This is a genomic window from Enterobacter sp. CM29 (assembly GCF_013179605.1).
Classification (GTDB): domain Bacteria; phylum Pseudomonadota; class Gammaproteobacteria; order Enterobacterales; family Enterobacteriaceae; genus Enterobacter; species Enterobacter intestinihominis.
Window position 1 is genome coordinate 1 of record NZ_JABMCU010000012.1, and the last position, 24,265, is coordinate 24,265.

At 55.7% G+C, this 24,265-nt stretch carries 23 protein-coding genes; 18 read left to right on the forward strand and 5 right to left on the reverse strand.

Going from position 1 to position 24,265, the window contains the following annotated elements:
- The 5 genes from HP459_RS03000 to HP459_RS03020 all read left to right on the forward strand — a co-directional run.
- The coding region (locus HP459_RS03000) for an oligopeptide/dipeptide ABC transporter ATP-binding protein (protein WP_171935923.1) at positions 1–805 on the forward strand (805 nt) is incomplete at its 5' end.
- Positions 806–807: 2 nt separating this feature from the next.
- Positions 808–2,322 carry an ABC transporter substrate-binding protein gene (locus HP459_RS03005; RefSeq protein WP_171935924.1) on the forward strand — a complete coding sequence of 505 codons (1,515 nt, stop codon included), beginning with the start codon at positions 808–810 and terminating at the stop codon, positions 2,320–2,322.
- Positions 2,323–2,340: 18 nt separating this feature from the next.
- Entirely contained in the window at positions 2,341–3,282 is a 942-nt protein-coding gene (locus HP459_RS03010; protein ID WP_058646002.1) for an ABC transporter permease, read from the forward strand.
- Between the two features lie 2 nt (positions 3,283–3,284).
- A complete protein-coding gene (locus HP459_RS03015) occupies positions 3,285–4,160 on the forward strand; it encodes an ABC transporter permease (RefSeq protein WP_063163972.1) in 876 nt (291 codons plus the stop codon).
- A 9-nt stretch (positions 4,161–4,169) separates the two neighbouring features.
- Positions 4,170–5,771, forward strand: coding sequence for a gamma-glutamyltransferase family protein (locus tag HP459_RS03020; RefSeq protein WP_171935932.1), 1,602 nt, complete (start codon positions 4,170–4,172; stop codon positions 5,769–5,771).
- Between the two features lie 41 nt (positions 5,772–5,812).
- On the opposite strand, the gene HP459_RS03025 is transcribed toward HP459_RS03020, so the two are convergent.
- Together HP459_RS03025 and fadE are read right to left on the reverse strand one after the other, a co-directional pair.
- Entirely contained in the window at positions 5,813–6,583 is a 771-nt protein-coding gene (locus tag HP459_RS03025) for an amidohydrolase (RefSeq protein ID WP_023305484.1), read from the reverse strand.
- A 107-nt stretch (positions 6,584–6,690) separates the two neighbouring features.
- The gene (fadE, locus tag HP459_RS03030; protein ID WP_023299388.1) at positions 6,691–9,135 is read right to left on the reverse strand and encodes an acyl-CoA dehydrogenase FadE; all 2,445 of its coding nucleotides are present in this window, start codon (positions 9,133–9,135) and stop codon (positions 6,691–6,693) included.
- Between the two features lie 239 nt (positions 9,136–9,374).
- On the opposite strand from fadE, the gene lpcA reads away from it, so the two are divergent.
- Positions 9,375–9,953: a D-sedoheptulose 7-phosphate isomerase gene (gene lpcA, locus HP459_RS03035; RefSeq protein WP_171935925.1), complete on the forward strand. Its 579-nt coding sequence runs from the start codon at positions 9,375–9,377 to the stop codon at positions 9,951–9,953.
- Between the two features lie 48 nt (positions 9,954–10,001).
- Complete coding sequence (locus HP459_RS03040; protein ID WP_017383120.1) at positions 10,002–10,769, forward strand: class II glutamine amidotransferase; 768 nt, start codon at positions 10,002–10,004, stop codon at positions 10,767–10,769.
- Here the strand turns inward: HP459_RS03040 and dpaA are convergent.
- Entirely contained in the window at positions 10,740–11,480 is a 741-nt protein-coding gene (gene dpaA, locus HP459_RS03045; protein ID WP_006810008.1) for a peptidoglycan meso-diaminopimelic acid protein amidase, read from the reverse strand. The genes HP459_RS03040 and dpaA overlap by 30 nt on opposite strands.
- A gap of 300 nt (positions 11,481–11,780) precedes the next feature.
- Here dpaA and HP459_RS03050 point away from each other — a divergent pair, with 300 nt between their 5' ends.
- From HP459_RS03050 to dinB, 8 genes are all read left to right on the forward strand, one after another.
- A complete protein-coding gene (locus tag HP459_RS03050; RefSeq protein WP_022647142.1) occupies positions 11,781–13,124 on the forward strand; it encodes a Na(+)-translocating NADH-quinone reductase subunit A in 1,344 nt (447 codons plus the stop codon).
- A gap of 2 nt (positions 13,125–13,126) precedes the next feature.
- Positions 13,127–14,362: an NADH:ubiquinone reductase (Na(+)-transporting) subunit B gene (locus tag HP459_RS03055; protein WP_022647143.1), complete on the forward strand. Its 1,236-nt coding sequence runs from the start codon at positions 13,127–13,129 to the stop codon at positions 14,360–14,362.
- The gene (locus HP459_RS03060; RefSeq protein WP_022647144.1) at positions 14,355–15,149 is read left to right on the forward strand and encodes a Na(+)-translocating NADH-quinone reductase subunit C; all 795 of its coding nucleotides are present in this window, start codon (positions 14,355–14,357) and stop codon (positions 15,147–15,149) included. Before HP459_RS03055 ends, HP459_RS03060 begins: the two co-directional genes overlap by 8 nt.
- Positions 15,142–15,780, forward strand: coding sequence for an NADH:ubiquinone reductase (Na(+)-transporting) subunit D (locus HP459_RS03065; RefSeq protein ID WP_003863219.1), 639 nt, complete (start codon positions 15,142–15,144; stop codon positions 15,778–15,780). Before HP459_RS03060 ends, HP459_RS03065 begins: the two co-directional genes overlap by 8 nt.
- Before the next feature lie 6 nt (positions 15,781–15,786).
- On the forward strand, positions 15,787–16,383 hold the full coding sequence (nqrE, locus tag HP459_RS03070; RefSeq protein WP_003863217.1) for an NADH:ubiquinone reductase (Na(+)-transporting) subunit E: 597 nt from the start codon (positions 15,787–15,789) through the stop codon (positions 16,381–16,383).
- Positions 16,384–16,393: 10 nt separating this feature from the next.
- Positions 16,394–17,617, forward strand: coding sequence for an NADH:ubiquinone reductase (Na(+)-transporting) subunit F (nqrF, locus tag HP459_RS03075; RefSeq protein WP_015571374.1), 1,224 nt, complete (start codon positions 16,394–16,396; stop codon positions 17,615–17,617).
- A 2-nt stretch (positions 17,618–17,619) separates the two neighbouring features.
- Complete coding sequence (gene nqrM, locus HP459_RS03080; protein WP_003863212.1) at positions 17,620–17,820, forward strand: (Na+)-NQR maturation NqrM; 201 nt, start codon at positions 17,620–17,622, stop codon at positions 17,818–17,820.
- Between the two features lie 107 nt (positions 17,821–17,927).
- Positions 17,928–18,986, forward strand: coding sequence for a DNA polymerase IV (gene dinB, locus HP459_RS03085; protein ID WP_063151174.1), 1,059 nt, complete (start codon positions 17,928–17,930; stop codon positions 18,984–18,986).
- A gap of 55 nt (positions 18,987–19,041) precedes the next feature.
- Here dinB and pepD read toward each other — a convergent pair whose 3' ends face one another.
- The gene (gene pepD / locus HP459_RS03090) at positions 19,042–20,499 is read right to left on the reverse strand and encodes a cytosol nonspecific dipeptidase (RefSeq protein ID WP_171935926.1); all 1,458 of its coding nucleotides are present in this window, start codon (positions 20,497–20,499) and stop codon (positions 19,042–19,044) included.
- A 258-nt stretch (positions 20,500–20,757) separates the two neighbouring features.
- On the opposite strand from pepD, the gene gpt reads away from it, so the two are divergent.
- From gpt to crl, 3 genes are all read left to right on the forward strand, one after another.
- Positions 20,758–21,216 (forward strand): xanthine phosphoribosyltransferase, encoded by a 459-nt coding sequence (gpt, locus tag HP459_RS03095; RefSeq protein WP_003863205.1) that lies wholly within the window; start codon positions 20,758–20,760, stop codon positions 21,214–21,216.
- A 104-nt stretch (positions 21,217–21,320) separates the two neighbouring features.
- Positions 21,321–22,565: an esterase FrsA gene (frsA, locus tag HP459_RS03100; protein WP_171935927.1), complete on the forward strand. Its 1,245-nt coding sequence runs from the start codon at positions 21,321–21,323 to the stop codon at positions 22,563–22,565.
- 56 nt (positions 22,566–22,621) lie between these two features.
- Complete coding sequence (gene crl, locus HP459_RS03105) at positions 22,622–23,023, forward strand: sigma factor-binding protein Crl (protein WP_022647149.1); 402 nt, start codon at positions 22,622–22,624, stop codon at positions 23,021–23,023.
- A gap of 131 nt (positions 23,024–23,154) precedes the next feature.
- On the opposite strand, the gene phoE is transcribed toward crl, so the two are convergent.
- A complete protein-coding gene (gene phoE / locus HP459_RS03110) occupies positions 23,155–24,207 on the reverse strand; it encodes a phosphoporin PhoE (RefSeq protein WP_022647150.1) in 1,053 nt (350 codons plus the stop codon).
- Positions 24,208–24,265 lie beyond the last annotated feature (58 nt).

Consider the following 24,265-nt stretch of genomic DNA (forward strand, 5'->3'; position numbering starts at 1 on the left):
GCTACAGATCATCTTTCAGGATCCCTTCGCCTCGCTGAACCCGCGCATGACGGTAGAACAGATTGTCGGTGAGCCGCTGTGGCTGCACCAGAACATGAAAAAAGCGGATCGCCAGTACCACGTCGCCGAGCTGCTCAGGACGGTCGGCTTGCCCGCGGCCTGGGCCGGACGTTATCCGCACGAATTTTCCGGCGGGCAGCGTCAGCGTATCGGCATTGCGCGCGCGCTGGCGTCAGGCCCAAAGCTGCTGCTGGGCGATGAACCGGTTTCCGCACTGGATGTTTCCGTCCAGGCACAGGTGGTCAATTTACTGGAAAGCCTGAAGCACCAGTTGGGGCTAACGATGGTGATCGTCGCCCACGGTCTGGCGGTTATCCGTCATATGAGCGACCGCGTGGCGGTGATGTATCTTGGGCAAATCGTCGAGCTGGCCACCGTCGACGATATCTTCGACGCGCCGCTGCATCCTTATACCCAGGCATTAATTGCCTCTGCGCCGCAAATGCAGCCAGGCGTAGCGCGGGATGCGCCGCTGTTGCAGGGTGATTTACCGAACCCGGCTAATCCGCCCTCCGGCTGCCGTTTCCACACCCGTTGCCCCTATGTTAGCGATGAATGTCGTCAGGTTGAGCCGATTCATCAGGTAATCGACGGCGGACGTCAGGTCGCCTGCCACCGCTGGCAGGAGATTAATCGCGATCGCAGCGTTATACAGATCGCACCGCCATCCGCCGCATTTTTGCGCCGCCGCGCGCTGTTTGAACACGCGGCTACTCACTCCTCCCTTCCTTCAAGGAACTCATGATAATGACAATGCGTAATTCTCTTTTGACCGTACTGGGAAGTGTTATGTTGCTTAGTGCGGCGCTGCCCGCCCATTCTGAAAGCGTGCTGCGAATCGGCCTGGGTGCAGATCCGGACATGCTGGACCCGCATCTGGCGCGTACCTATTATGGCCGCTTCGTCTTTGCCTCCCTGTGTGACCGGCTGGTGGACGTGGACGAGCACCTCAAGGTGGTGCCGGGACTGGCGAAATCCTGGGCGTGGAGCGATGACGGCAAAACGCTGACCCTGGATCTCCGTGAAGGCGTGGCCTTCCACGACGGTGAAAAATTTGATGCCGCCGCCGCGAAATACAACCTCGACCGGGCCCTGACGCTAAAAGGCTCTCTGCGTAAAAGTGAACTCTCTTCTGTTGAGTCGGTGGAGGTCACCGGCCCGATGCAGATAGCCCTGCACCTGAAAACGCCGGATGCCGCACTTCTGATGCAGCTCACCGATCGCGCAGGCGCAATGATGGCGCCGGAAGCCGCGAAAAAAGCCGATTTTGCCGCCCATCCGGTCTGTTCCGGCCCGTATAAATTCGACAGCCGCGTGTCGCAGGACCGCATTGTGCTGACCCGCTTCGACAACTACTGGAACAAAGACGCCTACCACTTCGATAAAATTATCTATCTGCCGATCCCGGATGCCTCCGTGCGCCTGGCGAACCTCCGCGCGGGCGATCTCGACCTGACCGAAGGCATTGCCGCCAGCGACGTCAAAACCGTCGAAGCCGACAGCAAGCTGGCGCTGGCGAAGGTGACGGGCCTCGGATACCAGGGCATCACCTTCAATATTAACAATGGCAAAGTCCCGGCGAACGATCCCTTCAAAGATGCCCGCGTGCGTGAAGCATTTTCCCAGGCCATCGATCGCGATGCTTTAAACCAGGTAGTGTTCGAAGGGCTTTACACTCCGGCAAACCAGGCGTTTTCGCCGGTAAGCCCGTATCACGTCAATCTTCCGGTTCCCCCGCGTGACGTCGACAAAGCCAAAGCGCTGCTGAAAGCCGCAGGCGTCACCGCGCCGCTGACCGTCAATCTGCTGGTGCCGAACAACCCAACCTCGCAGCAGGTGGGCCAGGTGTTGCAGGCGATGGTGGCAGAGGCGGGCTTTAACCTGAACCTGCAAATGACCGAGTTCGCCACGCTGCTGGATCGCCAGCAGAGCGGTGACTACCAGTTGAGCTTCTCCGGCTGGTCGGGTCGCCCGGATCCAGATGGCAGCATCTACGGCTTTATCAACAGCAAAGGCACCCTCAACGACGGCCGCTACAGCAATGCTCAGGTGGATGAATGGCTGACGCAGGCGCGCCAGAGCACCGATCAGGCCGCTCGCCAGCCGCTGTATGACAAGGTTGTGAAGCAGCTTCAGACCGATATGCCGATTGCATACCTTTACTTCGAACCGCGCATTTTTGGCCTGAACAAGCGCGTGCAGGGCTTTAAAGCGTACCCGGACGGCATTGTGCGTCTGGCTGGCTTAACGCTGGCGAAATAAACCTCCTGAGGAGAACCCATGCTGGAACTGATTTGCAAACGTCTGCTGCTGGCTATACCCACTCTGCTGCTGGTGAGCATGATGGTGTTCGGCCTGCAAAAGCTGCTGCCTGGCGATCCGCTGATTGCCATGGCCGGGGAGGAGCGCGATCCGGCAGTGATCGCCCAGCTGCGTGCTGAGCTGAATCTGGACGCGCCGATCCCCGTGCAGTATTTCAACTGGCTGACGCGCGCGCTGCAAGGCGATCTGGGTGTCTCCTTACGCACTCATGAGCCGGTCACGCAACTGATTGCCAGCAAGCTGCCGGTCACGCTGGAACTGTCGCTGCTGGCGATGATTATCGCGCTGGTGTTTGGTATCAGCATGGGGATCCTCGCGGCGGTGAACAAAAACAGCTGGGTCGATCACGGGGCGAACTTTGTGGCGATCTCGGGGATCTCAATACCGCACTTCTGGCTGGGGATCCTGCTGATTCTGGTCTTTTCAGTAAACCTGCAATGGTTGCCTGCGTCCGGTTATGTGCCGTTCAGTGAAGATCCGATCCAGAACATGCGGACATTGCTGCTGCCCGCGTCCGTGCTCGGAACCGGCCTGGCGGCGACGCTGATGCGCCATACCCGCGCGTCGATGATTGCGGTGCTGAAAGCGGATTACATCCGCACCGCGCGCGCTAAGGGGCTGCTGCCGAAAGCGGTGATCCTGAAGCACGCCTTTCGCAATGCGCTGGTGCCGGTGATCACCCTCACCACGTTGCTGTTCGGCGAGCTGCTGGGCGGGGCGGTGCTGACCGAGCAGGTGTTCACCATTCCGGGCTTCGGCAAAATGATCGTCGACTCGGTGTTCAACCGCGACTACGCGGTGGTGCAGGGCGTAGTGCTGATCGTGGCGATCGGTTTCCTGATGCTCAACCTGCTGGCTGACGTGCTCTACGTCCTTATCAACCCGAAAATGCGAGGTTAATCATGGCGGAACTGACGACGCAAACCGTGGCGCCCGCGCTGCCGCGCGCGCAAAACCGGGTGCTGAAAAAATTCCTCGCCAATAAAAGTGCGGTGATTGGCGCGCTTGTGGTGGGCTTTTTTGTGCTGGTGGCGCTGCTGGCGCCGTGGATCGCGCCATTTGACCCGGTCAAAGCTAACTTCCTCGCAGTGCGCAAAGCGCCATCGGCGATGTACTGGTTCGGCACCGACGAGCTGGGGCGCGATATCTTGTCCCGCATTATCTGGGGGGCGAGAACCTCGCTGATGGCGGGCTGTATGTCGGTGGCGATCGCGGTTGTCATCGGCGTGCCGCTGGGGCTGGTGGCGGGTTATTTCCAGAAGATGTGGGACGGGGTGATCTCCCGCTTTATTGAGGCACTGCTGGCCTGTCCATTCCTGATCATGGCGATCGCGCTGGGGGCATTCTTAGGCCCAAGCCTGACGAATGCCATGATCGCTATTGGACTCTCGGCAATGCCGATCTTCGCCCGCCTGACGCGCGGCCAGGTGATCGCCATTCGCAACGAAGAGTACATCGACGGCGCGCGGGCGATTGGCCTGCCGGACCGCTGGGTCATCATTAAATACGTTCTGCCCAACGTGATGTCACCTATCCTGGTGCAGGCCACGCTGGCCATTGCCTCGGCGATTATCGCCGAAGCCAGCCTTTCGTTTTTAGGGTTAGGCCAACAGCCGCCGAACCCATCCTGGGGCTCCATGCTCAACACCGCAAAAGGGTTTCTCGAACAGGCGCCGTGGATGTCGGTTTTCCCCGGCGTGGCGATTTTCCTTGCCGTTCAGGGCTTTAATTTACTCGGCGACGGGCTGCGCGATGCGCTCGATCCGCGCCACGACTAAGGAGTCATGATGACCAAAGCGCTCGATTTTACAACCGGTTACGATTCACGACGCCCGCCGATGATGGGCCATAACGCCGTTGCTACCTCGCAGCCGCTGGCGGCACAGGCGGGAATGAAGATGCTACAGCTGGGCGGAAATGCCGTTGATGCGGCGGTTGCGACCGCCATGGCGCTGACCGTTGTCGAGCCGACCGGCAACGGCATCGGCAGCGATGCTTTTGCCATTGTCTGGGACGGTGAAAAACTTCACGGTCTGAATGCGTCCGGTCGTTCGCCAGCCAGCTGGCATGCGGATCTGTTTGCCGGAAAAACCGCCGTACCGGAAATCGGCTGGGACGCGGTGACCGTGCCGGGTGCGGTGTCGGGCTGGGTGGCGCTGGCTGAACGTTTTGGCACGCTGCCGCTGACCACGCTCGCGCAGCCAGCCATTGATTACGCGCGCAACGGTTTCCCGGTCTCGCCGCTGATCGGCCATCTCTGGCAGCGCGGCTACAACAAGCTGAAAGATCAGCCCGGGTTTAGTGCCTGCTTTGCGCCGGAAGGCTGCGCGCCGCGCGTGGGGGAGATCTTCCGTAACCCGGCGCAGGCGAACTCACTGGAGCTGATCGCCAAAACCAACGGCGACGCGTTTTACCGTGGCGAACTGGCGCAGAAAATTGCCGCCTTCGCCAAAGCACATGGTGCACACCTGACCGAAGCAGACCTGGCGAATCACCGTGTGGACTGGGTGGAACTGCTATCGCGCGACTTCGCGGGCGGTTCGGTGCAGGAATTGCCGCCAAACGGTCAGGGGATCGCCACCCTGATTGCACTCGGCATTCTGGAGCAGTGCGGCATCGAGAAACATCACCCGGATTCCGTGCAGGGGCTGCACCTCTCTATAGAGGCAATGAAGCTGGCGCTGGCGGATCTCGATCGCTACGTTGCGGATGAAGAGCATATGGAGTTTGCCGCCAAAGCGCTGCTGAGCGACCATTATCTGAAGTCGCGCGCCGCGCTTATCAACCACGATAAAGCCTCTGATTTTGTGTACGGATCGCCGACGCAAAGTGGGACGGTTTACCTCAGCGCAGCGGATTCCAGCGGGATGATGATCTCCTTTATCCAGTCCAATTTTATGGGCTTCGGTTCAGGGATCGTGGTGCCGGATACGGGGATCAGCCTGCAAAACCGCGGCTGCGGCTTTGTACTCGATCCCAAACACCCGAACGCGCTGGCGGGCAGCAAGCGTCCTTTCCACACCATCATTCCGGGCTTTGCGATGGACGGTAACGGCAAACCGCTGATGTCCTTCGGCGTGATGGGCGGCCCGATGCAGGCGCAGGGGCACATGCAGATGGCGCTGCGCATTATGCTGCACGGGCAAAACCCGCAAGCGGCGATTGACGCCCCGCGCTGGCGCGTGGTGCAGGGCAGGGAAGTGGTTGTTGAATCGACCTTCGATCGCAATACCATCGCGGCGCTGCGCGAGCGCGGACACCAGATAGTGGTGGAAGATCCGCTTCAGGATTACAATTTTGGCGGCGCGCAGGTGATTTACCGTATGCCGGAAGGGTACTACGTGGCTGCGACGGAGAGCCGCAAAGACGGGCAGGCGTTGGTGAGCTGATTTGTAGGCCGGGTAAGGCGCAGCCGCCACCCGGCTTTTTCTTATCCAATGCTAAATGGATCTGCATCCTGCCAGGCCGGAAACTTCTCCCGATACTCCTTTAACGCCGTTAACGAGATCTCAGCGTCAATTCGTGTCGCCTGATGCGGCTCGGCGGTGGCAATAATCTCACCCTGCGGACTGATCACCCGGCTGTCACCGCGATAGTGATGCCCGTTGCCGTCCGTTCCTACACGGTTACAGCCAACGACATAAGCCTGATTTTCAATCGCGCGCGCGGTCAGTAAAGCCTGCCAGTGCAGGGAGCGTGGGGCGGGCCAGTTGGCGACGTACAACGCCAGGTCATAATCGTTGCGGTTGCGCGACCACACCGGGAAGCGCAGGTCATAGCAGACTAGCGGCAGAATACGCCAGCCGCGCCATTCAAATACCACGCGTTCGTTTCCGGCTTCATAATGTTGATGTTCATCCGCCATGCGGAACAGGTGGCGCTTATCGTAGAAATGGACGTTTCCTTCCGGCTCGACCAGCAGGAAGCGATTGACCGGTCCGCGCCCGGTCTGGAGCGCGACGCTGCCGGCAATCAGCGCGTTTGTTTCCTGCGCCCTGGCGTGCATCCAGGCCACCACCTCGTCCTGCGGCATGGACTGTTTTGCTGCCTCCATCGCGAAACCTGTGGTGAACATCTCCGGCAGGACAATCACATCGCGTCCGGTAATCTCTTCCAGCTGGCGATCAAAATGGCGAAGGTTGGCGGGGCCGTCCATCCACACTAAAGGTTGCTGCAAAACAGAAATCTTTAAACCAGGCACGATACAGGCTCCTTAATAAACACTTTTTGACACTGTAGCACGTCATTACCAGAAAATGTGGCAATAAAAAACCCCGCGCGGGGCGGGGTTTGTGAGAGCAAAATACCTTATGCCGCTTCAGGTTTGCGGTGCTTCTCTGGCAGCTTTACCGGCTGAGTCGCCAGCTCTTCAGGTTCGAAATCATCCACGTTAATACTGCGCAGACGGCTCTCTTCGGCTTTCACCAGAATGGCAGCTTCGCTGTTGTCGATGATGCCACCCGCCAGCGCCTGTTTTGCCAGCTCATCCAGTCGTGTAAACGGCAGGTTTTTGCCCAGCTGTTTGCAGATCTTCTGGTGAATCGGGTCGGCGGCCATCACGTCAAGCAGCGCTTCTTCCAGCAAACCTACCGGGTTATGCGGGGTAGGTTCCAGGTATTGACCACGGCCAATACGGGAACGGGTTGCGCTTGGTACCTGGAGGATCTTCGCCACTTTATGATCCAGCTTGTCAGACGGTGCCAGATGGTGACGACCGGTCGGGAAGATCACCGCGCGCAGGGCGCCCGCCACGAAGCGGTTCGGGAAGTTTGCCAGCAGGTCGTCAATCGCCTGTTCCGCCTGATACATCGCATCCTGCACGCCCCAGTGCACCAGCGGCAGATCCGCTTCCTGACGGCCTTCATCGTCGTAGCGTTTCAGCACCGCAGAGGCCAGGAAGATCTGGCTCAGCACATCACCCAGACGGGCGGAGATGCGTTCGCGACGCTTCAGGCTTCCGCCCAGAACGGCCATGGAGACGTCAGACAGCAGCGCCAGGTTAGCGCTCAGACGGTTCAGGTGTTGGTAATAACGTTTGGTCGCATCGCGGGTCGGCGTCGCGCTGGTCAGCCCCCGCGTCAGGCCGAGCCAGAAGCTGCGCACTTCATTGCTGCCAACGTGACCGATATGTTTGAACAGCAGCTTGTCGAAGGCATCCACGTCGTTATTCTGCGCGGCGGCCATCTCTTCCAGCACGTAAGGATGGCAGCGAATCGCCCCCTGGCCGAAGATCATCATGCTACGGGTCAGGATGTTTGCCCCTTCCACGGTGATGGCAATCGGTGCGCCCTGATAGCCGCGCGCCAGGAAGTTGCCTTCGCCAAGCATAATGCCTTTACCGCCTGCGATATCCATTGCATCAATAATTGACTGCTGTGCACGGTGGGTACAGTGGTACTTCACAATCGCCGACAGCACGGCGGGTTTCTCGCCCAGCATAATACCGTAGGTAATCAGCGAGGCTGCGGCGTCCATCACGTAGGCATTGCCCGCAATGCGCGCCAGCGGCTCTTCGATACCTTCCATCTTGCCGATGGAGATTTTGAACTGACGGCGGATATGCGCGTAAGCCCCAATCCCCATCGCCACCGATTTCAGACCGCCGGTAGAGTTCGATGGCAGTGTAATGCCGCGGCCCACCGACAGACATTCCACCAGCATACGCCAGCCCTGACCGGCCATTTTCGGTCCACCGATGATGTAGTCAATCGGCACAAAGATATCCTGACCGCGAGTCGGGCCGTTCTGGAACGGTACGTTCAGCGGGAAATGACGACGACCAATTTCAACCCCCGGGGTCGAGGTTGGGATCAGCGCACAGGTAATGCCCAGATCTTCTTCACCGCCCAGCAGTTTTTCCGGGTCAGAAAGTTTGAACGCCAGACCGAGTACGGTGGCGATAGGCGCCAGGGTGATATAACGTTTGTTCCAGGTCAGGCGCATGCCCAGCACCTGTTCGCCCTGCCATTCGCCCATGCAGACCACGCCAGTATCCGGGATCGCACCGGCATCAGAACCGGCTTCCGGGCTGGTCAGCGCGAAGCACGGAATTTCCTGACCACGCGCCAGACGCGGCAGATAGTGATCTTTCTGCTCTTCCGTACCGTAATGCTGTAACAGCTCGCCCGGGCCTAAGGAGTTTGGCACGCCAACGGTGATCGCCAGGATCCCGGAAACACCCGCCAGTTTTTGCAGGACGCGAGCCTGAGCGTAAGCGGAGAATTCCAGACCGCCGTACTCTTTCTTAATGATCATCGCGAAGAAGCGATGCTCTTTCAGATATGCCCACAGCTCAGGCGGCAGGTCGGCCATTTCGTGAGTGATGGCAAAATCGTTCGCCATGCGGCAGGCTTCTTCCACCGGGCCGTCAATAAAGGCTTGTTCTTCGGCGGTCAGACGCGGCTGCGGGTAGTTGTGCAGCTTTTTCCAGTCCGGGTTGCCCTGGAACAGATCGCCTTCCCACCAGGTCGTGCCCGCATCAATCGCCTCTTTCTCCGTGCGCGACATCGGCGGCATCACTTTACGGAATCCCTTGAACACCGGCGCGGAGATCATCGACTTACGCATCGGCGTCAGGTTAAACGGCAGCAAAATGATTGCCAGGGGAACAAGTACCCAGATATTCCACAGGCCAGCGACGCCAAGTGCTGCCGTCCAGGCCAGAAGAATCAGGCTACTCAGGAATAAACTGACACGGTGATAGAACAACACCCCGAGCAGCACAACGGTTGCGAAAATGCTCAAAATCATCATAAAGAAAAGCTCCCTTGCTTGTAGGAGGTCTGACCACTTGTGATGATATGGTTGTAGTTGATGTCATTTCCTTTAGCAATGTGTTTACAAAATAATTACAACCTGGTTCACATTGTTCGCGTTTTAGCCGGCACAAAAAATCAAAACGCCGGACGATTCGCATGGCTTTAGCTTCTCGCTTTTACTGCTATCCGGTACACTCCACTGTGTTATTTCATCAATACTGAAGGATTATCCTCATGTACCAGGATCTTATTCGTAACGAACTGAACGAAGCGGCGGAAACGCTGGCGAATTTTCTGAAAGATGATGCCAATATTCACGCTATTCAGCGCGCGGCGGTCCTGCTTGCCGACAGATTCAAAGCCGGCGGTAAAGTGCTCTCCTGCGGTAACGGCGGTTCCCACTGTGACGCCATGCACTTCGCCGAAGAGCTGACCGGACGCTATCGCGAAAACCGTCCGGGCTACCCGGCGATTGCGATTTCCGACGTGAGCCACATCTCCTGTGTAGGCAACGACTTCGGTTACGACCATATCTTTTCCCGCTACGTTGAAGCCGTAGGCCGTGAAGGCGACGTGCTGCTGGGGATCTCCACGTCCGGTAACTCCGCTAACGTGATCAAAGCGATCGCCGCCGCGCGTGAGAAGGGCATGAAAGTGATCATCCTGACCGGGAAAGATGGCGGTAAGATGGACGGTACAGCGGACATTGAAATCCGTGTACCACACTTCGGTTATGCGGATCGCGTTCAGGAAATTCACATCAAAGTGATCCACATCCTGATCCAACTGATCGAAAAAGAGATGGTTAAGTAAGACTTCGCTGGGGGGCGCCGGTGCCCCCCGCTGTTGTGGAGGTGTTCTATGTGCGAACTGCTCGGGATGAGCGCCAATGTGCCAACCGATATCTGCTTTAGTTTCACCGGGCTGGTTCAGCGCGGTGGAGGAACCGGGCCGCATAAAGACGGCTGGGGCATTACCTTCTACGAAGGCAAAGGATGTCGCACGTTTAAAGATCCACAGCCCAGCTTTAACTCACCCATTGCCAGACTGGTGCAGGACTATCCTATTAAATCCTGTTCGGTGATCGCCCATATCCGCCAGGCCAATCGTGGCGAAGTGGCGCTGGAAAATACCCATCCGTTTACCCGTGAACTGTGGGGACGTAACTGGACCTATGCGCACAACGGGCAGCTCTCGGGCTATAAATCACTGGAAACCGGCAATTTTCGTCCTGTCGGTGAAACGGACAGCGAAAAAGCATTTTGCTGGCTGCTGCACAAGCTGACCGAGCGCTACCCCCGTACGCCCGGCAACATGACCGCAGTATTTAAGTACATAGCGTCACTGGCGTCTGAGTTACGCGAGAAGGGCGTGTTTAATATGCTGCTGTCTGACGGACGCTACGTGATGGCATTCTGCTCGACGAATCTGTTCTGGATCACCCGACGTGCGCCGTTTGGCGTCGCCACGCTGCTCGATCAGGATGTGGAAATTGATTTTCAGAAGGAGACCACACCGAACGATGTGGTCACTGTCATTGCAACGCAGCCGCTGACGGGCAATGAAACCTGGCAAAAGATCATGCCAGGCGAGTGGGCGCTATTTTGTCTCGGGGACCGCGTAATTTGACGCCAGCTGAGGCTGAACCACTTCATGGCTGAGCGGTTTACTCACCACGTAACGGCCATTGACGATGGACACCACCGGCGGCTTATGGGTCTGCTCGAAGTAGTCATAACCCGGTTTTAGCTGTTTCCAGAAATCTGTGTAAACAGAGTACTTATGGCGCGCCATGTTGGCATCCGTCATACGGAACGGATAGATGCTGACCTGAACATTCGGCTGGCCGAAGACCAGTGCGCCCGTGACAAACTGGAAGATTTCATCAATGCCGGAATCCGTCATCGCATAACAGCCGACAGACACGCAGGCGCCGTGGATCATCAGGTATTTCCCTTCGTAACCGTGCGCACGGTCGAAGGCATTGGGGAAACCGATGTTAATCGCTTTATAGAAGCGGCTGTCCGGTTTTAGCTGGTTACGCTGAACGTTGTAAAACCCTTCCGGACTTTTGAAGTCACCCTGGCGCTGTTTCGGCCCCAGTCCGCCAGAATAGTTACAGATTTTGTAGCTATCGAGCAGTTGATACGTCTCGCCCATTTTGACAAACAGATCGAGTGTGCGCTCTTCCTTGAAGATTTGAATATAAACAGGGGATCCCATCAACTGCTGTTTATACTCTTTGCTGACCGGCGTCGTTGAACTATTACTGCCAAGCAGCCCGGCAAACGACATGCACGGTATCAGAAGCATCGCAATGAACAATGCGATTTTACGCATACTACTGGTTCCTTGATAAAACAATGACCAACTTGCCAGAACGGCAAAAGACACCCGAAATCAGACTAATCTGGACAGGAGCGCTCACATTAGCACCGATGGAGATTTTCGCAAGAGCCAACCTTTGCGTTTACAAATTAGTTTTACTTTATAACCCATTCATATTGTCCTGACTCCAGGAACTTTGCGCAATAGCTCGCATTTCGGCGCGCCAGACGGCGGATTTACTGCCCTTGGCAGGGCCGAAAATGGTACACTCCGGCCTCTCTGGATTGTTGTTCATGGATACCTGCTAACCACATGTTTAGAATCAGAAAAGGACTCGATCTGCCAATCTCTGGCGTGCCTGAACAGCACGTAACGACCGGCGCCAGTATTCATCATGTCGCTATTGTGGGTGATGATTACGTGGGCATGCGCCCCGCGATGCTGGTACAGGAAGGCGATCGTGTAATAAAAGGCCAGGCACTCTTCGAGGATAAAAAAAATCCTGGCGTTATGTTTACAGCCCCTGCCAGCGGCACCGTTGCCGCCATCCATCGTGGTGAGCGTCGCGTTCTGCAATCGGTAGTTATTCAAATTGAAGGCGATGAGAAACGCGAGTTTGCGCGTTTTGACGCCGCCGATCTCGCTACCCTCAGCCACGACGCAGTGCAGACGCAACTGCTGGAATCAGGACTGTGGACGGCGCTTCGCACGCGTCCCTATAGCAAAACGCCCGTACCTGGCACTGTGCCAGCCGCTATCTTCGTTACGGCCATCGACACTAACCCGCTCAGCGCGGATCCGCAGCCTCTTATCCTGGCGGAACGCAAAGCTTTCGATGCCGGCCTCACCGTGTTAACGCGCCTGACGCCGGGCAAAGTGCATGTCTGCCAGGCCAGCGGCGGTAAGCTGGGCGGGCATCCGCAAGGGCAGGTCGCCTTTAATGAATTTGCCGGCCCGCATCCGGCCGGGCTGGTGGGAACGCATATTCATTTCCTGGAGCCGGTAAGCCTGACGAAACAGGTCTGGCATCTTAATTATCAGGACGTGATCGCTATCGGTAAGCTCTTCACCACGGGTGAGCTGTGCGCAGAACGCATTATTGCCATCGGCGGCCCTCAGGCAACCCAACCGCGTCTGGTTCGCACGCTGCTTGGGGCAGACCTGACGGCGCTGTTGGCTGGCGAAACGAAAGAAGGTGAAAACCGCATTATTTCCGGTTCGGTGCTGAGCGGCAGGCACGCGACAGGCCCGATGGCCTGGCTGGGTCGTTTCCATCTTCAGGTGAGCGTGGTGCTTGAAGGGCGCGAGAAAGAGCTGTTCGGCTGGGTGCTGCCTGGCGCGGAAAAATACTCGGTAACCCGTACCACGCTCGGCCACTTTTTGCGTCGTAAGCTGTTTAACTTCTCCACCAGCACCAACGGCGGTGAGCGCGCCATGGTCCCGATTGGCAACTACGAACGCGTGATGCCGCTGGATATTCTGCCCACTGTGCTGCTGCGCGATCTGCTGGCCGGCGATACCGACGGTGCCCAGGCGCTGGGCTGTCTGGAGCTGGACGAGGAAGATCTGGCGCTGTGTACCTATGTGTGTCCAGGTAAATACGAATATGGACCCGTATTGCGCGAGGTGTTAACCCGCATTGAGCAGGAAGGATAACCATGGGCTTAAAACACCTCTTTGAAAAAATTGAGCCGCACTTTACCGAAGGGAAGCTCAAAAAGTACTACCCGCTGTATGAAGCGACAACGACCATTTTCTACACCCCGGGTCTGGTGACGAAAGGCGCGGCGCACGTTCGCGACGCCATCGACCTCAAGCGAATGATGATTCTGGTCTGGTTTGCGGTCTTCCCGGCCATGTTCTGGGGGATGTATAACGTTGGGTTGCAGACTATTCCGGCGCTGCACCATATGTACGATGCAGAGCAGCTGGCGCAGGTGATTCAGTCTGACTGGCACTATCGTCTGGCGCAGTCGCTGGGGGTGAGCTTTGCGGCAGATGCAGGCTGGATCAGCATGATGACGCTGGGCGCTGTCTTCTTCCTCCCCATCTATATGACTGTCTTTATTGTGGGCGGTTTCTGGGAGGTTCTGTTCGCTATTATTCGCAAACATGAGATCAACGAGGGCTTCTTTGTTACCTCTATTCTGTTTGCGCTGATTGTTCCGCCAACGCTGCCGCTCTGGCAGGCGGCGATGGGGATCAGCTTTGGCGTGGTGATTGCCAAGGAGATCTTCGGCGGGACCGGACGCAACTTCCTCAACCCGGCACTGGCAGGGCGCGCGTTCCTGTTCTTTGCTTATCCGGCGCAAATCTCGGGCGACCTGGTGTGGACGGCAGCAGACGGATTCTCCGGCGCGACGCCACTTTCACAGTGGGCGGCTGGCGGCGGCGAAACGCTGGTTAACAATGCAACCGGACAGCCTGTCACCTGGTTTGATGCGTTTATTGGCAATATTCCAGGCTCCATCGGTGAAGTGTCTACCCTGATGATTTTGATCGGCGGAGCCATCATCCTCTTTGGCCGCGTGGCGTCCTGGCGCATTGTCGCTGGCGTCATGCTTGGGATGGTCCTCACCGCCACGCTTTTCAATTTCATTGGTTCAGACACTAACCCGATGTTCTCCATGCCGTGGTACTGGCACCTCGTGCTGGGAGGCTTTGCGTTTGGCATGATGTTCATGGCCACCGATCCCGTCTCGGCTTCGTTTACCGACAGAGGAAAATGGTGCTACGGCGCGCTCATTGGGGTGATGTGTGTACTGATTCGCGTGGTCAACCCGGCCTATCCGGAAGGGATGATGTTGGCCATTCTGTTTGCCAATCTGTTTGCGCCGCTGTTCGACTATCTGGTCGTGCGCGCCAACATTAAGCGGAGGAAGGCGCGTGGCTGAGATCAAAAATAACGACAGTATCAGCAAAACGCTGCTGGTGGTGCTGGTACTGTGTCTGGTCTGTTCCATTGTCGTGGCCGGTTCTGCCGTTGGGTTGAAACCGCTACAGCAGGAGCAACGTGCGCTGGATAAACAGCGTAACATCCTTGCCGTTGCCGGGCTGATGCAGGAAGGCATGACGAAGGATGACGTCGCAGCGGTGTTTGCCGAACGCATTACCGCACGGCTGGTGGATTTAAAAACCGGGGAGTTAATGGATAAAGACCCGGCGAAATATAACCAGGCGCTGGCGCTAAAAGATCCGCAGATGAGCACCATGCTTGACGCCTCGCAGGATCCGGCAGGCATTAAGCGCCGCAGCAATGTCGCGGAGATTTACCTCGTCCGCGACGAGCAAAAGCGCATCCAGGAAATCGTGTTGCCCATCTATGGCAACGGTTTATGGTCAATGATGTACGCCTTTGTGGCGCTGGATACCGATGGCCGTACGGTCAAAGGCATTACATATTACGATCAGGGCGAAACACCAGGGCTGGGGGGCGAAGTTGAGAACCCTAACTGGCGGGCACAGTTTGTCGGTAAAAAAGTGCTCGATGATAACGGCCAGCCTGCGCTGAAGGTGGTGAAAGGAGGAGCGCGTCCCGGTGATGAATTTGCCGTTGATGGCCTTTCCGGCGCCACGCTCACCTCTAATGGGGTGCAGCACAGCTTTGATTTCTGGATGGGTGAACTGGGCTTTGGTCCCTTCCTGAAGAATGTACGTGAAGGAGCGCTGAACAATGGCTGATACGGGTGAACTGAAAGAAGTTAAAAAGGTGCTGATTGGCCCACTTTTAGCCAATAACCCGATAACGCTTCAGGTGCTGGGCGTATGCTCGGCTCTGGCGGTAACCACTAAGCTGGAAACGGCGGTGGTCATGACGCTGGCGGTAACGCTGGTGACAGCGTTTTCCAGCATGTTTATCTCAATGATCCGCCACCACATACCCAACAGCGTGAGGATCATTGTCCAGATGGCGATCATCGCCTCGCTGGTGATCGTGGTTGATCAGCTTCTGCGCGCCTTCGCTTATGAAACCTCGAAGCAGCTTTCGGTGTTTGTCGGCCTGATTATCACCAACTGTATCGTGATGGGGCGCGCTGAAGCCTATGCGATGAAAATGCCGCCACTGGCGAGCTTTATGGACGGTATAGGCAACGGGCTGGGTTACGGTGTGATCCTGTTGACGGTTGGTTTCCTGCGCGAACTTATTGGCAGCGGCAAACTGTTTGGCATTCCGGTGCTGGATACGGTACAGAACGGCGGCTGGTATCTGCCGAACGGCCTGTTCCTGCTGGCACCAAGCGCATTTTTCATTATCGGTTTGCTGATCTGGCTGATTCGTACGCTGAAGCCTGAACAGCAGGAAAAGGAGTAACCGACGATGGCTCATTACCTGAGTTTATTTGTGCGCGCGGTGTTTGTTGAAAACATGGCGCTCGCTTTCTTCCTGGGCATGTGTACGTTCCTTGCTGTTTCTAAGAAGGTATCGACGGCATTCGGTCTGGGTGTGGCGGTCACTGTTGTGCTGGGGCTTTCCGTTCCGATTAACAACCTGGTGTTCAACTTCGTGCTTCGCGATGGCGCGCTGGTGGAGGGCGTTGATCTTAGCTTCCTGAACTTCATCACCTTTATCGGGGTGATTGCGGCGCTTGTTCAGATCCTGGAGATGATCCTCGATAAATACTTCCCGTCGCTGTACAACGCACTGGGGATCTTCCTGCCGCTAATCGCGGTGAACTGCGCCATTTTCGGTGGCGTCTCATTTATGGTTCAGCGCGATTACAACTTCAGTGAATCGGTTGTGTATGGTTTCGGTTCCGGTATCGGCTGGATGCTGGCGATTGTCACCATGGCGGGGATCCGTGAAAAAATGAAATATGCCAACGTACCTGCGGGGCTTCGTGGCTTAGGGATCACCTTTATCACCACCGGCCTGATGGCGTTGGGCTTTATGTCCTTCTCCGGTGTGCAGCTATAAGGGCTAAAAGATGGAAATTATTCTTGGCGTGGTGATGTTCACGCTGATAGTACTGGTGCTGTCAGGGCTGATCCTGGCAGCGCGTGCGAAGCTGGTGAATTCCGGGGATGTGATCATTGATATCAATGACGATCCGCAGAATCAGATCCGTACCCCGGCAGGGGATAAGCTGCTTAACACGCTCTCCGGCAACGGGATTTTTGTCTCGTCTGCCTGTGGCGGCGGTGGCTCCTGTGGACAGTGCCGTGTGACGGTGAAAGAGGGAGGCGGTGATATTCTGCCAACAGAACTGTCGCATATCACGAAGCGTGAAGCGAAAGAGGGCTGCCGTCTGGCGTGTCAGGTCGCTGTGCGCCAGAACATGAAGATTGAGCTGCCGGAGGAGATCTTCGGCGTGAAAAAATGGGAGTGCGAAGTTATCTCTAACGATAACAAAGCCACGTTCATTAAAGAGCTCAAGCTGCGCGTTCCTGAAGGGGAGAGCGTCCCGTTCCGTGCGGGTGGGTATATCCAGATTGATTGTCCGGCACATACCGTGGCGTATGCTGACTTCGACGTGCCCGAGGAGTACCGGGCCGACTGGGATAAATTTAACCTCTTCCGCTTTGTTTCCGAAGTAAAAGAGCCCGCGCTTCGCGCTTATTCCATGGCTAACTATCCGGAAGAGAAGGGCATTATTATGCTCAACGTGCGTATCGCCACGCCGCCGCCGAATGTGCCTGATGCACCCCCTGGCGTCATGTCGTCCTATATCTGGTCCCTCAAGCCTGGCGACAAAGTGACTATTTCCGGCCCGTTCGGCGAATTCTTTGCCAAAGACACCGACGCGGAAATGGTCTTTATCGGCGGCGGTGCGGGTATGGCGCCGATGCGTTCACATATCTTTGACCAGCTCAAACGCCTTGGCAGCAAGCGCAAGATCAGCTTCTGGTACGGGGCGCGTTCACTGCGCGAAATGTTCTATGACGATGAGTTTGAACAACTGGCACGTGATAACCCTAACTTTACCTTCCATGTGGCGTTATCCGATCCGCAGCCGGAAGATAACTGGACAGGTTATACGGGCTTCATCCACAACGTGCTGTATGAAAATTACCTCAAACAGCACCCGGCACCGGAAGATTGCGAGTTTTATATGTGTGGCCCGCCAATGATGAACGCTGCCGTGATTAAGATGCTAAAAGATCTTGGCGTGGAAGATGAGAACATCATGCTCGATGATTTCGGAGGCTGATTATGCTGACCTTTCTGGCGACCTTTGCGGTGTTTGTACTGGTGATATTCGGGATGTCCTTAGGCTGGATCATCAAGCGTAAAAGCATCCAGGGCAGCTGTGGAGGTATATCTTCCATCGGAATGGAAAAAGTGTGCGATTGTCCGGAACCGTGCGATGCGCGAAAAAAACGGATGGCTCGCGAGCAGCAACGCATTATTTAGTCTTGTATGTCGGGTAAGGCAACGCCGCCACCCGACAATTCCCACGCACACTTCTCAACCCTCATTTGTTTACTGTATACTTATCCAGTAATGAGTGAGGGCTTACTATGCGCAAAATAATCCATGTCGATATGGACTGCTTTTTTGCCGCAGTGGAGATGCGTGACAACCCGGCGCTGCGGGATATTCCCATCGCCATTGGCGGCAGCCGGGTTCAGCGCGGTGTCATCAGCACCGCCAACTATCCTGCTCGCAAATACGGTGTGCGCAGCGCCATGCCGACAGCGATGGCGCTGAAACTGTGCCCGCATCTCACTCTTTTGCCCGGACGTTTTGATGCCTATAAAGAAGCATCGAACCACATTCGGGAGATCTTCTCCCGCTACACCTCTCTGATTGAACCGTTATCGCTGGATGAAGCCTATCTGGATGTCACCCACAGCGTGCACTGCCACGGCTCCGCCACCCTGATGGCGCAGGAGATCCGCCAGACTATTTTTAACGAGCTGAACCTGACGGCATCGGCAGGCGTCGCGCCGATAAAATTTCTCGCCAAAATCGCCTCCGATTTAAATAAGCCCAACGGCCAGTACGTCATCACCCCGGAAGAGGTTCCGGCGTTTTTAAAGACGCTGCCGCTCAGCAAAATCCCCGGTGTGGGTAAAGTCTCCGCCGCGAAGCTGGAAAATATGGGGCTACGCACCTGTGAAGACGTTCAGCGCAGCGATCTGGCGCTGCTGCTTAAGCGTTTTGGTAAGTTTGGCCGCGTACTGTGGGAACGCAGTCAGGGCATTGATGACCGGGATGTGAACAACGAACGGCTGCGTAAATCGGTCGGCGTTGAACGCACGCTGAGCGAAGATATCCATGACTGGACAGAGTGTGAAACCATTATTACGGAACAACTCTATCCTGAGCTTGAACGACGCTTACTGAAGGTCAAACCAGATCTGCTTATTGCCCGGCAGGGCATCAAACTGAAATTTAACGATTTTCAGCAGACGACGCAGGAGCACGTCTGGCCACGCCTCAACAAAGAGGATCTTATTGCGACGGCAAAAAAGGCATGGGAAGAGCGGCGGGGCGGACGAGGGGTAAGGCTGGTGGGGCTGCACGTCACATTGCTGGATCCTCAGCTGGAGCGTCAGCTGGTGCTGGGACTGTAGATTAGGCTAATCGTATGCCCGGTAAGCGAAGCGCCACCGGGCATCAAACGGCTTATTACTTAACAGGGATTGCTTTCAGCAGCTCAGTCAGCAGCGTCCAGTAGTGACCGACACTTTCAATGTGAACCTGCTCATCCGGGGAGTGTGGCCCCGTAATGGTCGGCCCGATGGAGACCATGTCCATATCCGGATACGGTTTCTTGAACAGACCACATTCCAGACCCGCGTGAATAACCTGAATGTTCGGGGTGCTGTTGAACAGTCTCTGATAAGTTTCACGCACCAGTGCCATGACCGGAGAACTTGCATCCGGCTGCCAGCCAGGGTAGCTGCCTTTTGCAGACGTTTTCGCGCCCGCCAGGGTACCCAGAGATTCCAGCATGCTCACAACGTACTCTTTACCGCTGTCGATCAGGGAACGGATCAGGCAAATGATCTCTGCGCTGTCGTCGCCCATGGTCACTACGCCCACGTTCAGGGAGGTTTCAACCACGCCTTTTGCAACGTCAGAATTGCGGATCACGCCGTTTGGCGTTGCGTTCAGCAACTGGACGAACGTGTCACGAGACTGAGTGGTCAGCGATGCTTTATCCGTTGTAACGGACTCCAGTACCACCGTCAGGTTTTTCTCTTTCTCAGACAGCTCGTTTTTCAGGATATCCAGATACAGGCTGGAGAGTTTTTTCAGCTCTTCCGCTTTCGCCGCAGGCACCGCCACGGTCGCGAAGGCTTCGCGAGGGATCGCGTTACGCAGAGTGCCACCGTTGAAGTCCACCAGACGCAGATCCAGTTCAGCGGCATGGCCCGCCAGGAAACGCGCCAGCAGTTTGTTGGCGTTGCCCAGGCCCAGGTGAATATCACCGCCGGAGTGACCGCCTTTCAGCCCTTTCAGCGTCAGCTTAAAGGTCTCGAAACCGGCAGGAATCGCTTCGCGGGACAGCGGCAGGGTAGAGATGAAATCGATCCCGCCCGCGCAGCCCATGTAGATCTCACCTTCTTCTTCGGAATCGGTGTTGATCAGAATGTCCGCTTGCAGCCAGTTTGCCTGGAGACCGAACGCGCCATCCATGCCCGCTTCTTCAGTCATGGTCAGCAGCACTTCCAGCGGACCGTGTTCAACGCTGTCGTCAGCCAGCACGGCCAGCGCGGAAGCCATACCAATACCGTTATCTGCGCCCAGGGTCGTGCCGCGCGCCTTCACCCACTCACCGTCGATGTACGGCTGAATCGGGTCTTTTGTGAAGTCGTGAACGGTGTCGTTGTTTTTCTGCGGAACCATGTCCAGGTGCGCCTGCAATACCACTGGCTTACGGTTTTCCATACCTGCGGTGGCAGGTTTGCGGATGAGAATATTGCCAACCTGGTCGCGCTCAGCGTGCAGACCTTTTTCCTTTGCCCAGCCCATAATATGTTCGGCAAGCTGTTCTTCGTGATAGGAAGGGTGCGGAATGGAGCAGATTTTGGCAAAAATATCCCACAGCGGCTGTGGAGATAATTGAGACAGTTCAGACACGATAGGTCTCCTTGTCGTTGCGCTGCAAAACAATGTTGCAGGTCACTGGGTTAGCAGGTTAATCGTTACCACAAGACGGGCTTGCGAGATGCATCTGAGAATACCACTTTCTCCCGTGGCTGGTAGCATTAAGCATGTAAAAACTCAGGCTCATGGCGCGTAACACTGGTTTTTAGTGCTTCAGATCTCTATAATCTCGCGCAACCTGGTTCACCCTCATTTTTTTAAGCCGTATATAAACAGGCTGGGACACTTCACATGAGCGAAAAATACGTCGTCACCTGGGACATGTTGCAGATTCACGCACGCAAACTGGCTGCGCGTCTGATGCCTTCCGAACAGTGGAAAGGCATTATTGCCGTCAGCCGTGGCGGTCTGGTACCGGGGGCGCTGCTGGCACGTGAGCTGGGTATTCGTCATGTCGATACCGTATGTATCTCCAGCTATGACCACGATAACCAGCGTGAGCTGAAAGTGCTGAAGCGCGCGGAAGGCGACGGTGAAGGCTTTATCGTTATCGACGATCTGGTGGACACCGGCGGTACCGCTGTGGCTATCCGCGAAATGTATCCAAAAGCGCACTTCGTCACTATCTTCGCGAAACCAGCGGGTCGTCCCCTGGTTGATGATTACGTCATTGATATCCCACAGGATACCTGGATTGAACAGCCATGGGATATGGGCGTGGTCTTCGTACCGCCTATCTCTGGCCGTTAATTTCAGTACGTAACTTTACACGCCCGGTTATGCCGGGCGTTGTTCTTTTTGGCCTGTCACGCGTTACAATGGTCTCCAAGTGATGTATCCATGGAGGCAACGCAATGGCGCAGGCGAATCTCACCGAAACTCTTTTCAAACCCCGTTTCAAGCACCCTGAAACCTCGACGCTGGTGCGTCGGTTTAATCCGGGGACCATGCCTGCTGTACAGTCAGCGTTAGATGGTAAAAACGTGCCCCACTGGTACCGCATGATTAATCGCCTGATGTGGATCTGGCGCGGTATCGACCCGCGCGAAATCCTCGACGTGCAGGCGCGTATCGTGATGAGCGAGTCTGAGCGCACCGACAGCGATCTCTACGACACGGTGGTGGGCTACCGTGGCGGGAACTGGATCTACGAATGGTCAAAGCAGGCCATGCTCTGGCAGCAAAAAGCGAGCCAGGAAGACGATGCCACTCTCAGCGGCAAACACTGGCTGCATGCGGCAAACCTTTACAGCATCGCTGCATACCCGCATCTGAAAGGAGACGAACTGGCGGAGCAGGCCCAGGCGCTGGCAAACCGGGCTTATGAAGAGGCCGCCCAGCGGCTGCCTGGCCGGATGCGTGAAATTGAGTTCGCCATTCCCGGCGGTAGCCCGGTGACTGGATTCCTGCATATGCCGGAGGGGGAAGGCCCGTTCCCGACGGTTCTGATGTGCGGCGGCCTGGATTCGTTACAAATTGATTATTACAGCCTGTATGAGCGCTACTTTGCCCCAAACGGGATCGCCATGCTGACGCTCGATATGCCATCAATTGGTTTTTCATCCAAATGGAAACTTACGCAAGACTCCAGCCTGCTGCACCAGCATGCATTAAAAGCGCTGGAGAATATCCCCTGGGTTGACCATACCCGGGTAGGTGCGTTTGGCTTCCGCTTTGGCGCTAACGTCGCGGTACGGCTGGCCTACCTTGAATCTTCCCGCCTGAAGGCCGTCGCCTGTCTTGGTCCGGTAGTGCATGCACTGCTAAGCGAGCCTGCGCGTCAGGGTAGCGTTCCTGAAATGTATCTGGACGTGCTGGCGAGCCGACTTGGCATGCATGATGCTTCAGATGAAGCGTTGCGCATTGAACTTAATCGGTATTCATTAAAAACGCAGGGCTTGCTGGGCCGCCGTTGCCCAACCCCGATGATGTCCGGTTTCTGGAAGAACGATCCATTTAGCCCGGAAGAGGAGTCACGCTTAATCACCTCGTCATCTTCGGATGGCAAATTGCTGGAGGTACCCTTCAGCCCGGTGTACCAAAATTTTGACAAAGCGCTTAAAGAGATCACACGCTGGATCACGCAGAGATTGTGTTAATAGTTTGCTAAATTTCGTTGGTTTGGTAAAACAGTGCTTCACAAAAGGAGATCGCAATGACGTTACCGAGTGGACACCCGAAAAGTAGACTGATTAAGAAGTTCATGGCTCTTGGCCCGTATATTCGAGAAGAGCAGTGTGAAGAGAATCGCTTTTTTTTCGACTGCCTGGCTGTTTGCGTCAACGTGAAGCCTGCACCCGAAAAACGTGAGTTCTGGGGCTGGTGGATGGAAATGGAAGCACAGGAAAACCGTTTTACCTATAGCTATCAGTTTGGCCTGTTTAATAAAGACGGGCACTGGCAGGCGACGAGCATCAAAGATCAGGAAGTGATCGATCGCCTGGAGCATACGCTAAAAGAATTTCACGGCAGAGCTCGCGACCTGCTGGCAACGCTGGATCTGAAGCTGGAGCCTGCGGACGATTTTTCCAGCGAAGCGGTGAAACTGAGAGCCTGATGATGTCACAGCGCCGGGTGGCGGCTACGCCTTACCCGGCCTAAAAACGTATTACTCCCCAGGTCCGGTAAGCACAGCGTCACCGGGCACAAAAAAACCGGCTCAGCGCCGGTTTTTTTATTACCACAACATCAGAACTGGTAGGTCATGCCCAGCGCAACGATATCATCGCTGCTTACGCCCAGTTTATTATCGTCATCGATCTGGTTGATTTTATAATCAACAAACGCAGACATGTTTTTGTTGAAATAATAGGTCGCACCTACATCGATGTATTTCACGATATCTTCATCGCCGATGCCTTCGATATCTTTGCCTTTAGACTGCACGTAACCCAGAGATGGGCGCAGACCAAAGTCAAACTGATATTGCGCAACCACTTCGAAGTTTTGCGCTTTATTTGCAAAGCCACCGGAAATAGGGGCCATATTGCGGGTTTCAGAATAGAGAGTGGCCAGATATATATCGTTGGCATCATATTTCAGACCGGTCGCCCAGCCTTCTGCTTTTTTACCTTCGCCGCGTGCCTGAAGGTTTTGCTCATTGGTGCGATCGGAGCTGGCATACGCACCAATCACAGAGAAATCGCTGCCGCCGAAGTCATAGCTCAGGGAGGTACCGAAGCCGTCACCGTTTTGCTTCTTCACGTCGCGGTTTTCATTTTTACCCTGATATTGCAGGGTCATATTAAGACCGTCAACCATGCCAAAGAAATCGGTATTACGGTATGTGGCCAGACCGGAAGCGCGTTTCGTCATGAAGTTATCGGTCTGCGCCAGGCCGTCACCGCCGAACTCCGGGAACATATCGGTGTATGCGGCGACGTCATACAGCGCACCCAGGTTACGACCGTAATCAAAAGAACCAAAATCTTTCAGTTTAATACCCGCAAATGCCAGGCGCGTTTTTTGAGAAGAGTCGCTTTCTGCTTTGTTACCCGCGAACTCTGCTTCCCAACGTCCGTAGCCCGTCAGCTGATCGTTAATCTGCGTTTCACCCTTAAAGCCAAAACGAACGTAAGTCTGGTCACCATCCTTCGCGTCATCATCACTGAGGTAGTGCATTGCTTTTACTTTGCCGTACACGTCCAGTTTATTACCGTTTTTATTATAAACTTCTGCTGCGTGAACAGATGTGGATGCAACTACGCCCATTACCACTAATGCCAGAGTGCTCTTTTTCATTTTCAATCCTGATTTTATAAAAACGCGCTAATATTCGCTGAGCAATAAGATTCAACTT